8 protein-coding genes and 1 pseudogene are annotated in these 15,262 nt (G+C 71.5%); 4 read left to right on the forward strand and 5 right to left on the reverse strand.

All coding sequences use genetic code 11. The features are described 5' to 3' along the window. Complete coding sequence (locus tag I2W78_RS07175; protein ID WP_196457938.1) at window positions 1-1,071, reverse strand: glycoside hydrolase family 43 protein; 1,071 nt, start codon at window positions 1,069-1,071, stop codon at window positions 1-3. 173 nt (window positions 1,072-1,244) lie between these two features. Between I2W78_RS07175 and I2W78_RS07180 the strand changes: the two genes are divergently transcribed. Together I2W78_RS07180 and mmuM are read left to right on the forward strand one after the other, a co-directional pair. Continuing rightward, window positions 1,245-3,344, forward strand: coding sequence for an autotransporter (locus I2W78_RS07180; protein WP_196457939.1), 2,100 nt, complete (start codon window positions 1,245-1,247; stop codon window positions 3,342-3,344). Between the two features lie 28 nt (window positions 3,345-3,372). Then, a complete protein-coding gene (mmuM, locus tag I2W78_RS07185; RefSeq protein ID WP_196457940.1) occupies window positions 3,373-4,305 on the forward strand; it encodes a homocysteine S-methyltransferase in 933 nt (310 codons plus the stop codon). A gap of 51 nt (window positions 4,306-4,356) precedes the next feature. Here mmuM and I2W78_RS07190 read toward each other — a convergent pair whose 3' ends face one another. From I2W78_RS07190 to I2W78_RS07205, 4 genes are all read right to left on the reverse strand, one after another. Then, the gene (locus I2W78_RS07190) at window positions 4,357-5,976 is read right to left on the reverse strand and encodes a carboxylesterase/lipase family protein (protein ID WP_196457941.1); all 1,620 of its coding nucleotides are present in this window, start codon (window positions 5,974-5,976) and stop codon (window positions 4,357-4,359) included. 92 nt (window positions 5,977-6,068) lie between these two features. Beyond that, on the reverse strand, window positions 6,069-7,310 hold the full coding sequence (locus tag I2W78_RS07195) for an alginate lyase family protein (protein ID WP_196457942.1): 1,242 nt from the start codon (window positions 7,308-7,310) through the stop codon (window positions 6,069-6,071). Window positions 7,311-7,338: 28 nt separating this feature from the next. Beyond that, the gene (locus I2W78_RS07200) at window positions 7,339-10,665 is read right to left on the reverse strand and encodes an alginate lyase family protein (RefSeq protein WP_196457944.1); all 3,327 of its coding nucleotides are present in this window, start codon (window positions 10,663-10,665) and stop codon (window positions 7,339-7,341) included. Between the two features lie 14 nt (window positions 10,666-10,679). Next, on the reverse strand, window positions 10,680-12,458 hold the full coding sequence (locus I2W78_RS07205; protein WP_196457945.1) for an Ig domain-containing protein: 1,779 nt from the start codon (window positions 12,456-12,458) through the stop codon (window positions 10,680-10,682). Window positions 12,459-12,842: 384 nt separating this feature from the next. Between I2W78_RS07205 and I2W78_RS07210 the strand changes: the two are divergent. Both I2W78_RS07210 and I2W78_RS07215 read left to right on the forward strand, forming a co-directional pair. Further along, window positions 12,843-13,855: pseudogene (locus tag I2W78_RS07210) on the forward strand (hydroxyacid dehydrogenase). 124 nt (window positions 13,856-13,979) lie between these two features. Beyond that, window positions 13,980-15,068: a LacI family DNA-binding transcriptional regulator gene (locus tag I2W78_RS07215; protein ID WP_196457946.1), complete on the forward strand. Its 1,089-nt coding sequence runs from the start codon at window positions 13,980-13,982 to the stop codon at window positions 15,066-15,068. Window positions 15,069-15,262: the final 194 nt, after the last annotated feature.

Below are 15,262 nucleotides of genomic sequence, written 5' to 3' on the forward strand. Positions count from 1 at the left end.
TCACGCCCCCGGCGATGCGGTGTCGGCGACGGGGACGCCGAAGTCGGGGGTGCCGTCGGGCTTCCAGCCGAGCTTCTGGACACGGGTGTGGCGGTTGGGATCGTTGAGCGGGTCGCCGTCGATCTCCTTGTACTGGCGGGCGTGGTAGACGAGGACGTCGGTACGGCCGTCCTCGGCGACCGTGAAGCAGTTGTGGCCGGGGCCGTACTGCTGGGTGGTGTCGTTGCTGGTGAAGACCGGCGTCGGGGACTTGGACCAGTTGGCGGGGTTCATGAGGTCGGCGGACGCGGGCGCGGTGAGCAGGCCGACGCAGTAGTTGTGGTCGGTGGCGCTGGCCGAGTACGTCATGAAGACGCGGCCGTTGCGCTGGAGGACGTACGGCCCCTCGTTCACCTTGAAGCCGATGCGCTCCCAGTCGTACTCGGGGGTGGAGAGCCTGACCTGAGGGCCCGTCAGGGTCCACGGGTTCGCCATCTTCGACAGCCACACGGCGGTGTTGTTGTCCATGCCGGGCTCATGCTGGGCCCAGGCCAGGTAGCGGGTGCCACGGTGGGTGAACGTCGTGGCGTCGAGGGAGAAGGTCTCCCAGGCCGTCCTGATCTGGCCCTTCTCCACCCACGTTCCGCGCAAGGGGTTGGAGTGGGAGTTCTCCAGGACCCAGATGCGGATCTTCCACACGTCCTCGGCGGGGGCGGCGGCGAAGTAGATGTACCACCTGCCGTTGATCCGGTGCATTTCCGGAGCCCAGATGTGGGCGCCCATGTCACCGGTCGGGTGCGCGCGCCAGATGACGGACTCGGCGGCGGTGGCGAGTCCGTTCAGGGTGCGGGAGCGGCGCAGGATGATGCGGTCGTACTCGGGGGCGGTGGCGGTGAAGTAGTAGTAGCCGTCCGTGTGACGGGTGATGTGCGGGTCGGCGCGGTTGAGGACCAGCGGGTTCGTGTACGGCCCGGCCGCCTTCGCAGCAGCCGCGGCCGCGGTGGGGGCGGCGGCCAGGGCGCCCGCCGCGAGGGCGGCGCCCTTCAGTACGAGTCGGCGGTTGGGGGTGGGCAGGTCGTCGGCGCGGCTCATGCGGACTGCCTCTCGTATGCTCGACGGAGTCGGTTCGATATTTCGTACGGCATCTGTCATTCCGAACGCCGAAAAGGTAGAGGTGAGTTACGAGGAGGTCAACGGTTCCGACGGGACAAACTCAGGCGGCGATTTTCTGTTATCGGCCCGGCGTCCGGGCCGTCTCCCCACACGTGCGCAGCCAAACCCACAGAACAGCAGCGGCCGTCGGCGCCCTCGCGGCCGTCGCCGCCCTGGTCACCGCTCCCCCGGCCACGGCCGCCGGCCCCCGGGACGTCACCGCCGACGTGCTCGCGGGCCACGACGTGACCCTCACCGGCGACACGGTCGTCACCGTGCCGTCCGGGACCACCACGTACGACGGCGTCTTCCGTGGCGAGGGCACGCTCACCGTGCGCGGCAGCGGGACGCTGATCCTCACCAAGGACAGCGACTTCACGCTTCCGCAGTCCCGGCAGCGGCAGAAGGTGAGCATCCCGGGCGGCAACCACCCGTACGTCACGGTGGCCGACCCCGACCCGCCGGCGATCACCGTCGAGCGCGGCGCGACACTCCAGTACGGCAACGGCGGTACGACGGGCCTGATCGGCCACTTCCCGTACGGCACGCCCGCGTTCCGGCTGAACCAGGACAACATCCGGGTCGACGGCACCCTCCGGCTGTCCCTGAGGAGCGCCTACAACCTGGGCACGATCAGCGGCTCCGGTCTGATCACGCAGCCGAGGTTCCTGTGGGGCACCTGGGACCTGTCGGGCACCCACCCTTTCTCCGGCGTCATCGACAACGGCACGCAACTGAACGCCGGCCGGCCCGAGTACGCGACGTCCCTCCCGAACGTCCGCAAGGTGCTCAACCAGGGCACCTGGACGGTGGACACCCCGCTGGGCCGGACGGTCACCATGGGCATGGACTTCTACCAGCGCGAGTACGGCAGCGACATCAACGTCCAGTCCCGGCCGGGAAGCAAGGTCGTCCTCACCGGGCAGTACAGCTGGTCGGACCAGGGTGGCGACACCGACCCCTCACTCAGCGACCCCGCGCTGAACTGGACACCCGCGCGCAAGAACGTCAACAAGCGCGGCACCAACATCAAGGGCGCGAACGTCCAGTGGGGCGACGGGACGACGAGCCGGATCTTCATGCCGGGGACCGCCCAGACCGTCTACATCAACCTGCTCGCCGCCCGCTCCCGCTCCCAGCTCACCTTCGACTACAACGGCCCCGTGACGCTGGGCGCCCCCATCGGCGGCGGCCGCTTCCACGACACGCTGTCCGCGCCCGGCGCCGGGGACATCGTGATCGCGGGGACGCGCGGGAACGACGTGACCTTCGCGGCACGGCAGTACTACGACGGCTCGACCACCGTCGAGAAGGGCGCGGTGCTGCGGCTGGGCTCGGCGCAGGGCGACGGCTCGCTGTGGATGGACGGCGACCTGTGCCGGGTCGTGAACGACGGCACGCTCGTGGTGCGGAACGCGTCGACGCCCATCTCGCTGTCCCGGCTCAGCGGCTCCGGGGCTTTCGTGCAGTCGGGCGCGGCGACGACGACCCTGACCGGGAGCGGAGTGACGTACACCGGCACCACGACGGTCGAGAAGGGCACGCTGGCGCTGAGGTCCGGGGCCACCCTGGTGCGCAGCAAGGCGATTCGGCTCACCTCGGCGGGCGCCCGACTGGACGCGGGTACGGCCGGCCTGCGCGTGGCGACCACTCTCACCGGCAAGGGCACGGTGCGGGGCGCGGTGACGAACGACGGTGTGGTGACGGGCGGTCTGACGGTGACCGGGGGCTATGAGCAGCGTGCGCGGGGCCGACTGGTGGTTGAGGGGAAGCCGTTGAGGGTGACCGGCGGCCCGGTTCGCCTGGCCGGAGAGGTGGATCTCTCAGCGGCAGGCACGTCCTCGGCTCGCCGGATCACGATCGTCGACAACGCGGGGCGCGGCGGGACGAAGGGCGCCTTCTCCGGTCTGCGTGAGGGTACGACGCTGAAACTGGCCGACACCGTGTACCGCATCAGCTACCGCGCCGGCGACGGCAACGACGTCGCCCTCACCGCCACCGCACAGAGCCCGACGGCTTCCCCGTCCCGGGCAGGGGCGACCGGCGCGGCGGCGGTCGGCACGCGCAGCGCGAGCACCGCCGGGGACTCCGGGTGGGGCTGGTGGCCGTATGTCCTGAGCCTCGGCCTGCTGGGCGGCCTGGTGGTACCCGCGGCCCGACGCACCGGGGGCGGCCGGCGGAGGGGCGGGGGGCGGCATGCGGCGCACCGCTAGGGCACCCTTCGTCGACTACCGTCGTGACATGACCAGCAACACCCCCGAAACCCCGACCGGCCTCGCCGAAGCCCTCGCCGCCGGGACGGTCGTGCTCGACGGCGGCATGTCCAACCAGCTCGAGTCGGCCGGGCACGACCTCAGTGACGAGCTCTGGTCGGCGCGACTGCTCGCCGAGCGGCCCGAGGCGATCGCCGAGGCGCACCTCGCGTACTTCACGGCGGGTGCGAGCGTGGCGATCACCTCCAGCTACCAGGCCACGTTCGAGGGCTTCGCGAAGCGCGGGATCAGCCGGGAACGGGCGGCCGAACTCCTGTGCCTCAGCGTGGAGTTGGCGCGTGAGGCGGCGGCGCGGGCGGCGGCGAAGGGGATCGCCCGTCCGTTGTGGGTGGCGGCCTCGGTCGGCCCCTACGGGGCGATGCTCGCGGACGGCTCGGAGTACCGGGGCCGATACGGGCTGACGGTGAACGAGCTGGAACGCTTCCACCGCCCCCGGATGGAGGCCCTCGCCGCGGCCCGGCCCGATGTGCTGGCGCTGGAGACGGTTCCGGACGCCGACGAGGCGGCGGCCCTGCTGCGGGCGGTGCGCGGACTCGGCGTGCCGGCCTGGCTGTCGTACACCGTGGCCGGCGATCGCACCCGGGCCGGGCAGCCACTGGAGGAGGCCTTCGCCCTGGCCGCCGACGTGGACGAGGTGATCGCGGTGGGCGTGAACTGCTGTGCGCCCAAGGATGTCGACAGGGCCGTCGCGGTCGCGGCCCGGGTGACGGGCAAGCCGGTGGTGATCTACCCCAACAGCGGCGAGACCTGGGACGCCGAGGCCCGCGCCTGGACGGGCCACTCCACCTTCACGCCGGAGCAGGTCGAGGGCTGGCGTGACTCCGGCGCCCGGCTGATCGGCGGCTGCTGCCGGGTCGGGCCGGAGGCGATCACGTCCATCGCGCGGACGCTGGCGGGATGATCCGGCGGTTGTCAGAGGCCGGGGAGAGGCGGGCCGGTACGGCTACCGACGTCAGGGGCGACGGACGCTGCCTCCGGGGCGGCGCAGGAGGCGTATGACCGACCGCGTGTCCGCGCCGCGGGTGCGCGAACCGCCGTCGGCCGAGGCGGACGCCGCGTCCCGGTCGACGAGATCGGCCGTCCACAGTGCGAGCTCTCGGTCGCGCGGCCCGTACGCGGTGTACGGCTCCCTCGTCGCCCCCCGCTCCCCCGGCTCCGCCGGCTCGCTCTCGCCGAAGATCCGCACGGGGTGCGAGGTGTCCCAGGCCTGCCAGCCCGGGTCGCCGTCGACCGCGAACCTCACCCACGCCGCGTGCATCGCGTCGGCCAGCTCCACCGGCGCACCCCAGCCCGCCAGTCTGGCCGACTCGGGTACCTCGCCGGTGTCGAAGACGAAGCCGAGCTCCAGGGCGTGGCAGGCGCCGAGCCCGGGCCGCAGCGACGGCCAGGCGAACTCGTAGACGTACGACGATCCGGGGCGGGCGTCGGCCAGCCGGTGCAGTGGGATGCGCAGCAGGTGGTCGGTGACCATCTGGCCGACGATCTCGGCGGTGCCGGCCTCGGGGTGCAGGGCGCGGTAGCCGCGTGGCACCTCGTGGCCGCAGTGGCAGCGGGCCATGGCGCCGGCCAGGGCCATGGGGCCGAGCCGGTCGACGCGCTCCAGCAGGCCGCCGGGCACGAGCCACAGCCGGTATTCGTCGCGGGTCCAGCCCATGAGCAGGTCGACGCCGGACGCGACCTCCCCCTCGGCCAGCGCCTCCATGGGATCGCGGGGGACGACGTCACCGTCGACGACGATCCCGAAGGCGGGCCCGCCCAGCGCCGGGCTGCTGCGCCGGCCCATCTCGGCCTGGGTACGCAGCAGCAGGTCGCGGTCGACGGCGGCGAAGGCCTCGGCGGTCGCGGGCACCTTCAGCCGGTTCGCCATCCGGCGCACCATCCGCCGTACGTTGGTGCGCTCGGCCGCCTCGGGCGGCCCGCTCTGCAGGACCGCACGCCGGAACAGTCCCTGGGCCTGCGGGGCGGCGATCAGGGCGCCGATGCTGATCGCCCCGGCCGACTGTCCCGCGAGGGTCACCCGGTCGGGGTCGCCGCCGAAGGCCTCGATCGACTCGTGCACCCAGCGCAGGGCGGCGAGCTGGTCGCGCAGGCCGGGGTTGGCGGGAGCGTCCGGAAACAGTCCGTAGCCCTCCACTCCGAGCCGGTAGTTGAGGGAGACGAGGACGATCCCGTCACGGGCGAAGGAGTGTCCGTCGTACACGGGCACACACGACGAGCCCCTGGTCAGGGCCCCGCCGTGCAGCCACACCAGGACCGGCAGCCGGGCACCGGGGCCGGGCTGCGGGGTCCACACGTTCAGGTTGAGGCAGTCGTCCCCGGGCACGACCGGGTCGGAAAGGTACTGGGCGAACGCCTCCGAGTACGGCGGTTTGGGCGGCGTCGGCCCGAAGGCGACCGCGTCCCTGACGCCGTCCCAGGGCTCGGGCGGCACAGGCGGCCGAAACCGGTTCGGACCGAACGGGGGCGCCGCGTACGGGATGCCGCGAAAGACCGCCACGCCGTTCTCGTAACGGCCTCGCACGCGCCCGTACGGCGTCCTGGCCACGGGGCCCGTCAGGTCTGCTTCGGTCATCCGCCCACCAGCCCTTCGCCGTGCTCGTGCACCGTTCACCTCAGAGCATCACATCGCTCGGAGGTATTCCGGTGCACGAGCCGGTTCAGCGCCTATTTGGCGTACATCAGCGTGCCGAAGCCGAGCTGGTCATAGCCTCCGCTGGTCGATCCGTAGTCCCCGCCGCCGCCCTCGGGGGCGACCGAGAAGCACATCTGGGAGATGTACCGGTCGTCGAGGTACAGGCGCCGGTTGTAGTGGTAGTGGAGCATGGCCCACACCGGGCGGACCTGGCCGCGTGAGGCGGCGGAGACGGCCGTGTGCTCCCGGTACGCACAGTTCTGGCCGGTGCCCCAGCTGTAGGTGGTGAACGGCACGTCATGGCCGAGGTTGTACTTGGCGACGTACTGGGCGGCCTTCATGAAGCGCCGTCCGTCGTAGGAGTAGAGGTCCTCGCCCTGGTTCCAGGCCATCTCGCAGATCGCGCCCATCTGGCCCATGCCCATGACGGTGTGCCCCTGGTCGCGTCCGGACTCCTGCCACTGGCCCAGGGCGTAGCCGTCGGCGTCGGTGTGCAGGAACGGGACGGCGTGCGCGAGGGAGCCGTTGCCGGCGCCGGACTTGAAGTAGGTCACCGCCTGGTCGTACTTGGCGGCGTCCTCGTTGAGGATCCCGATGGCCAGGACGGAGGCCATGTTGCACAGGTCCCAGTTGGCCCAGTAGTTGGTGATGCAGGCGTCGTTGTGGCCCACCAGGAACTGGTTGTTGAGCGGGTAGAAGACCCTCGCCATCATCTCCTGGAAGGCGGCCAGGTCGAAGGCGTCGTAGTCCCGCATGAGCTCGGCCGCGTTCGCGAACTGCCAGCCGTAGAGGCCGGCCGCGAGGAACCGGTCGGCGTTGCCGGTCACGGTCGTCAGGGTCGTGGCCCACGCGTTGAGGATGCGCGCGGCGCAGGCCGCGTTGGCCTCGGTGCCGCCGACGTGCCAGCGCAGCGCGTTCTGGTAGGCGGCGGCGATGTCGTTGTAGAGGATGCCGTAGTTCTGGCCGGTCCCGCCGCGGATGACGGTCGCCTGCGGGTTGGGTGTCCAGGTCGACTGGGAGTGGGAGTTGGCGACCAGCCGGTTCCAGCCGGACAGCCAGGGGTCGTTGCCGGCGGCCACGCGGACCCGGGCGCGGTTGATGTCACCCCAGTTGTGCAGCATGCCGGGGTGGGTCCAGGTGGCGGGGGCGGCGTCCGCGGTGGTGGCGGTGGCGCCGAGCGCGAGGGCGGCGGTGAGGCCACCGGCGGTCTTCAGCAGACCGCGGCGGCTCAGCGCTCTGTCACGGAGGTGCTGGTGGGGGGAAGTGCGGCTCATTGCGTGCGGCTCCAATCCAAGGGTCGCTCTACATGGCGGTGATGCTCACCTCGTCGAACTCGGTGGTGCTGCGGACCAGCGGGCTGCGGGAGCAGACCACGAGGCCCACGTAGTAGGGGGCGTCGCCGAAGCCGGGGATCTCTCCCTCGGCGAGGGGGGTCCAGCTGACGCCGTCATCGGTGGAGGTGTACGCGGCGAAGGCGGTCCCGGTGCGCCTCAGTCGCAGGAGGCAGGGCAGGGAGACGGGCGCGTTGCCCGTGAAGACCGACCGGCCGGCCACGGTGGGGCGCAGCATGAGCTGCGCGCCGCTCCCGGCGGTGACGACGGCCCCGGCCGCCTGGTCGAACGGCGACAGGGACTTGGCCATGAGCACACCCACCCGGTCGGCGCTCGCGCCGGTACGGGAGAGCAGCCGGGCGGTGACCTCGCAGTCGCCGGTGACGGGCCGCCGTACGAACTGGCCGGTCATGGCCTGGTTGTTGACGGTCAGATCGGTCCCGGCGCCCCGCACGACGAAGGTCCCGTCCTCGTAGGCGGTGCTGCCGGGTGTGCGGACGTGGACCACGCCGTAGGTGCCGAGTTCGCGCTCGTCCGGCACCACGTCGCCGAGGTCGCCGTACGACCACGGGGCGGGTGGCGGGGTGCCGACGGTGAGTGTGAGGGTGGCGGTCGCGGTGCCCGCCGCGTTGGTGGCGGTGGTCGTGACCGTGAACTCTCCTTCCTCGGTGGGCGTTCCGGAGACGAGGCCGGTACGCGGGTCGAGGCGCAGGCCGTGGGGCAGGCCGCGTGCGGCGAACCGGAACGCCGTCGGTGAGGCCCGCAGCAGGTGGCGGAACGTGACGCCTCGGTTGGCGAACGCGGTGTCCGGGGAGACGAACTCCGGCTTCGCAGGGGTCGGCATCCTGGCGTGCGCGGGAGCCGAACGGGGGCCGCGTCCGGCGGTGTTGGTCCTGGTGACGGTGTAGTGATAGGTCGTGCCGGGTCTGCCGGTGGGGTCCGTGTATCGGATGCGGGTGCCGAAGCCGACCGGGGCGACACCGTTCGCGATCGTCCGGTACGGGCCCGCCGCGTCCGTGGCCCGCAGTACGGCGTAGGTGGCCGAGAGGTCGGGGTCGGTCCAGCTCAGTTCGACGGCGTCGGCGCCGGTGGCCGCCCGCAGGTCGGTGGCGGTGTGCGGGGGACGCGCGCTGACCCAGTCGGCGCCCCGGGACGTGACCACGCTGACGTTGTCGAAGGCACCGGTGCCGGTCCCGGCGTACTCGGCGTCGACGCCCAGGCAGGAGGTGAGCAGCAGGCCCGCGTGCGCCGTACGCCCCAACTCGACGTCGGTGTAGCCGACTTCGGTCCACCGGACGCCGTCCGGGGAGAGGGAGCCGGTGCAGCGTCGGCCCTTGCGCTCCACGCGCACCCAGTACGGCGCCCGCAGCCGGTAGCCGTCGCCCGCGCCCTCGACGTACGGCGCCTGGAGGGGGGTCGCCGACTCGGGGAGCGAGCCGAGGTCGGAGATCGGGAACGCGGCCGCACTGGTGATCGCCTGCTGCTGGGAGGGCGGCACGGGCGTGCTGCCGGTGGCCGAGACGTCCGCCCCGGCCGAGGGACGGACGGTCCAGACGCCGCTCCAGGTGTGCAGCGGCAACCCCTGGATCACCATCGAGGCGTGCGCGGCGTCCGGGTCGAGGGAGTCGCGGACGGTGACGCCGATCTTGGAGTACTGCGAGCTGAGCGGGAACACGATCCGCGCGGTGACGACGCCGTCGCCGTGCAGCGGCAGGTGCGCCAGCCGGTAGGTGTCGGCGGTGCCGCTCGCCGTCAGCACGAAGCGCTCGCCGTCGAAGGAGGCGGACCCCGGGATCCTCACGTGTCCCACGTCCCGGGTCGACCAGGGCTCGGGGAGACCGGCGGTGGCGGCGACCCAGGCGGAAGCCGCGCCGGCGCCGAGGGAGTTGTCCGCGGTGACGGTGTAGTAGTACGTCCGGCCGGGGCGGACGTCGTGGTCGCTGAACCGTACCGCCTCGATCCCGGACGCGAGCCGCCGGTACGGGCCGTCCGGACCGGTCGCCCGCCGGACCGTGTAGGCGGCCGCCCACGCGGACGGCAGCCAGGACACGGTGACGGCGTGGTGGTCGCCGGTCGCGGTGATCCCGGCGGGTGCCGTCGGCGCGGCGGGCGAGGCGGTCTCCGTCCCGGCGTAGGTGAGCGTGCCCCAGCCCGGATGGTCCTCCTGGTAGCCCTCCACCACGCGTGCTCCGTCCGAGCCCCGGAAGATGACCTTCTCGGTGTAGGGGGCGGGTTTGCCGAGGCGTCCCGCGTAGTGCGCGTACGCCATCTCCCACAGCGGACGGAACACTCCGCGCTGCCGGTCGGAGACGGTCGTCTTGAGGTACTTGCCGGTGCGGTCGAGATCGGGCGTGAACGGTACGGAGTCGTCGCCCAGGTTGTAGCGGGCGAAGTACTCGAAGTTGGCGAGGATCCGGCTGTCCGCGAAGCCGTACAGGTCCACGCCCTGCTGCCAGGCGACTTCGGCCGCGTCCGCCAGCAGACCGACGGCGAGCTGTTCGTGGGCCTGGTCGCGGCCGGACTCCTGGCCCTGGCCCTCGGCGGTGACGACGCGGTGCAGCACCGAGCCGTTGCCGGACCCGGCGGCGGCGAACCGCAGGGCGTCCTCGAACATCACCCGGTTGTCGCAGAACACGGCGATGGCGAGGATCGTGCGCAGCGCGGCGACGTCCCAGTTGCCGTTGGCGTACAGACAGTAGCCCGACAGGGCCGGGTACCAGACGTCGGTGAAGGAGCGTTCGCAGCGCCGCACCGACTGCTCCGGCCAGCCGTCGTAGCCGCTGTGCCGGAGGATCTCGGCGGCGTTGACGAGCTTGAAGCCCTGGATTCCGGCGCCGAGCTGCCCGTCGGCGCCGGTGATGCCGGTGAGGGAGGCAGCCCAGGCGTCGAGGATGTCGCGGGCCTTGTCGGCGTGCCGTACGTCGCCGGTGACCGCCCACATGAGGGCGTTGTGGTAGGCGGCGGCCGCGTCGGTGACGGCCTGGCTGGTGGAGTCGGTGGGGCCGCGGCCCCAGGTGGTGATCTGTCCGGTGTTGCGGACGGCGTAGGTGTGCTGGGAACGGAAGTCGGCGGCCAGCGCGGCGAATCCGGAGGCGATCGGGTCGCGTCCTTGCGCCACCGCCGACTTCATCCGGGCCAGGTCCGCCCGGGAGTGCAGCAGGCCGGGATGCGTGAAGGCGAACGCGGCTTCGGCGGCGTGGGCCCACGCGGGCGCGGCGGAGGTGGACAGCAGTCCACCCCCGGCCACGGCCGCGAGTCCCGCCGTGCCGAGGAGCGTCCGTCGGCTGAGGGAATCCACGGGTCACTCCTGGCTTACGGGTTTTGCACGGTGAGCTTGAGGGTCTTGGTCGCCGTGCCCACGCTGTTGGTGGCCGAGACGGTGACCGTGTGGGTGCCGCGTTTCTTCGGGGTTCCGGAGATCAGGCCGGTCTTCTCGTCGATCGCCAGTCCCTCCGGCAGCCCTTCGGCGCCGAACGACGTCGGCAGCGCGGTCGCGGTGACGAGGTGGTGGAAGAGCCGCTTCTTGGTGGCCGTCACCTCGTCCACGCTGGTGATCTCGGGGGCCACCGTGGCGGCCGGCGCGGTGGCGTCCAGGAAGCGGAGGTCCTTCACGTGCTCGTTGACGAACATCGGGACCATGTCCGGGGTCAGGTACCAGCCGGGCTTGCGCATCTTGTCGTGGATGACCGTGCCGTTGATCTGCAGGTTCTGGAAGGTGAGGTTCTTGATGGGGCGGTCGGCGTCGTAGCCGACGACGATCGGCATGATGGCGTTGCGGCCGTCGTAGGTCAGGTTCCGGACGTAGACGTCCTGGATGCCCCGGCCGGGCGTGGCGTTGTACCGGTTGGCCATGACCCGCATGTTGAACAGCTGGCCCCAGGTGAAGTCCTCCACCCGGACGTCCTGGATGCGCACGTTCCGGATGAGGTTGCTGTCTCCGGGGTTCAGGGCGAAGCAGCCCTGGTAGAGGACCTGCGGCTCACGGTGCTGGAGGACGTCGATGTTGCTGAAGACGATGTTCTCGATGGTCTCGGGCTGCTCTGGGTTGCCGTGCGTGCCCATGTTCACCGGGTGCGCGACGTCGGCCCACAGGGTGGAGTCGCGGACGACGACGTTGCGGCAGTCGCCGTAGTAGTCCCAGCGGTGCGCGTAGATGGCGATGCAGTCGTCGCTGTTGCGCATGAAGACGCCCTCGATCAGCACGTCCTCGCTGCTGAACACGTCGATGCCGTCGCCCCATTGGCCGTTGCTGTAGGAGTGCAGGCTGCGGACGGTGACCTGCTGGGACTGGCCGATGGTGCAGGAGTAGCCGGTCTTCGGGTTGAGGACGAGGATGCCGTCGATCTCGATGTTCCTGGAGAACGCGACCAGGGTGGCGGCGTCCGAGTCCCAGATGATGCCCCGACCGAGCAGGCGGGCGTTCTCGACGCCCACGAACTCCACCCGGGCCTTGAGCACCGCGCCTCCGGCCAGGTACACGGTCATTCCGCTGGGCACCTTCACCACGCCGCCCGAGGGGGTGTGCAGACCCGGGCCGAAGTGGATGACGTCGGGGTCGCCCTCCTCCGGCCGCCGCCTCTCGATCGGGTTGGCGTGCAGGTGCAGGTTGCCGTAGAGGTCGCCGTCGATCTCGATGGAGAGGTTGCGCGGCTCGGTGAGGCTGAAGGTGATGGTGTCGCCGCTCACCTCGTGCGCGATGTCGTACGACAGCGGGCGGATCCGCGCGGCGGGGATGGTGCCCTTGGACCAGGTGACCTGCACCTCGACGGTGCCGGTGAAGTCGAGGCTCGCGACCGAGGTGTACCGGATGATGCCGGAGCCGGTCTTCTCGTTGATGGTCTTCGTCCCGGCGCGCAGGACCGGCACCGGCTTCCACTGGCCGCCGGGGGTACGGGCCTTGACGAGGTAGGTGGTGTTGACCGGCAGTGCGCCGGGGACGGGGTGGATCACCAACCGGTCGGCGGCCTCCACTCCGTCCTCGGCTCTCACCGTGCCGGCGGTCGCGCCGATCAGTGAGTACGCGGCGGCGGTGGCGCCCGCGGCCTGGATGAGGGTGCGCCGGGACAGGCCGGTGCCTTGCGTGTCAGTCATGGAGAGGTTCCTCGCTGGACAGGAGCGGCACGGGAAAACATGTAGCAACCGGTTGCTATGACCGAGTGGCCAGAGCTTCGGCCCGTCCGGAAGGCGCGTCAAGACTCCTCGCACACTTTCGAAAGCTCCGCGAGATGCCGACGACAGGTCCCATGAGACTCGGCAGTGGGCCTCAAACCGCCACTGACCAGCGTTGTTCAGGGGCCGCAGCGGCGACGCGGAACCGGGCGGCCACCCCGCGACAGGTCGGCCACCTCCCGCACAGCGGGCGAAATCTTGCGGACCTTCCACCCCGTTTCGCCGATTGACCCTCCGTCACCGGCGGATCTACGGTAGAAGGCGGTTTCAGAAAATGTTTCCGACCCTCTCGCCTTCAGGAGAGTCATGCCCAGCGCCCCGCTGCCCCGGGCCGTGTTCGCCATGGACCCGGTGCATCTCCCGCTGCTCTTCCCCGAGCCCCTGGTGGCCCGGCTGCGACAGACGGCCGAGATCGACCCCACCTTCGTCGTACGGGACTTCGCCGCCCCCGGCGCCGCGGCGCGGCTGGCCCGCGCCGACGTGCTGATCACCGGCTGGGGCTGTCCCCACCTCGACGAGGGCACCCTCGCCGCGGCACCCGGCCTGCGCGCGGTCCTGCACGCCGCCGGCTCCGTCCGCTCGCTGGTCGGCGAGGCCCTGTGGAAGGGCGGCGTCGCCGTCTCCAGCGCGGTCACCGGCAACGCGCTGCCGGTCGCGGAGTACACGCTCGCGATGATCCTGCTGGCCGGCAAGGACGCCTTCGGGCAGCGCGAGCGATTCCGGGCCACGCACGCCCACCCGGCCCCCGCCGAGACCGCCGCCATCGGCAACTGCGGCCGCCGCGTCGGCGTCATCGGCGCCTCGCGGGTGGGCCGCAGACTCCTCGAACTGCTGCGCCCCTACGACTTCGAGGTCCTGCTCCACGACCCCTACGTGAACGCCGTGGAGGCCGCCGCGCTCGGCGCCCGGTCCGTGTCGCTGGAGGAGTTGCTGAGCGGCAGCGACATCGTCAGCCTGCACGCCCCCGACATCCCGAGACCCACCGCATGCTGGACCGCGAACGCCTCGCCCTGATCCGCGACGGCGGCGTCCTCATCAACACCTCGCGGGGCGCACTCGTCGACCACGACGCCCTCACCGACGAGTTGCTCTCCGGCCGCCTCAGCGCGATTCTCGACGTCACCGAACCCGAGCCGCTGCCCGCCGGGTCCCCGCTGTACAGACTCCCCAACGTCTTCCTCACCCCGCACATCGCGGGCTCGCTCGGCAACGAACTGCAGCGCCTCGGCGGCATCGTCGTGGAGGAGCTGGAACGCCTGGCCGCGGGTCGTCCCCTCGCCCACGAGGTGCGCCACGCGGACCTGCCCCGGGTCGCCTGACGGCCACCGATACAGCGCTGTCCACAGGCGTCCTACCTGGAGGAACGATGGGATACGGTTTCCGCACCGGCAGCGAGCGCGCCCGCCCCGGTGACCGGGCCACAACGGTGAAGGAGCCGCAACGGTGAGTCAGCGCAAGGCACCGGGCGACGCCGGCCGGGCGACGATCCGGGACGTGGCGGAACGCGCGGGCGTCTCCGTGGCGAGCGTGTCACGCGTACTGTCCGGCAACTACCCGGTCTCCGACGACCTGCGCCGCCGGGTGATGAAGGTCGTCCGGGACCTGGACTACGTCACCAACGCCCACGCCCGCTCCCTGGCCGGTGGCGGCACCCCGACGGTCGCGATCCTCATCAACAACATCACCGGCGCCGCCTTCGCCCACGTGGCCAAGGGCGTCGAGGGCGCGGCCACGCTGCGCGGCTGGCTCTCGCTGGTCGGCACGACGGGCGACGACCCGGAGCGGGAGCTGGCCCTGGTGAACCTCATGCGCCAACAGGGCGTGGCCGCCGTCGTCCTGCTCGGCGGCGCCTACGACTACGACGAGTACCAGTTGCGCATGGCCCGCTTCGCCCGCTCGCTGGACGCGGCCGGCTCCCACCTCGTCCTGGTCGGCCGGCCGCCGCTGGAGGGCGACGTCCCGGCGACGACCGTCGACTACGACAACGAGTCCGGCGCCTACGCGATGGCCGGCCACCTGCTGTCGGCCGGTCACCGGGACATCCTGGTGCTGCCGGGTCACGCCGAACTGACCACGGCACAGGGCCGGTTGCGGGGTGCCCGGCGTGCCTTCGAGGCGTACGGCGTGCCCTTCGAGCCGGGCATGGTGCGGCACGGTCCGTACGACTACGAGCACGGCTACGAAGCCGTGGAGACGGCCCTGCGCGAGAAGCTGGACTTCACCGCCGTGCTCGCCGGCACCGACGTGATCGCCGCGGGCGCCATGCAGGCCCTGCGCGCGGCCGGGCTGCGCGTGCCGGAGGACGTGTCGATCGTCGGCTACGACGACATCCCGCTGGCGTCCCAGCTCACCCCTCAACTGACCACCGTGCACGTGCCGTACGAGGAGATGGGCCGGGTCGCTCTGCGCGCCGTGGCCGACCGGCGCGAGGGCGGCGCGGGGCGGCGCAAGGGGGCCGACGGGGAGCATCTGGTGTTGGGCACCCATGTCGTCGTACGGCAGTCGGTGCGGCCGCCTCGGCGGCGCGGGTAGTCGGCCGACGATGGCGGAGCCTGTTCCGTAAACGTTTTCTACAACTCTTCCAACAAACTGCCGCACACCTCTTGCTAGAGACGCGAGTCGCGGCCTACCTTCCCAGCAACCGGTTTCTATCACTTCCGCCTGGCCGCCCCGCCCATCGAGCCGACGGTTTTTCAGACCGCCGCTGCCGGCCAGTACCGAGCCGC

It is taken from the genome of Streptomyces spinoverrucosus, assembly GCF_015712165.1.
Lineage (GTDB): Bacteria > Actinomycetota > Actinomycetes > Streptomycetales > Streptomycetaceae > Streptomyces > Streptomyces spinoverrucosus_A.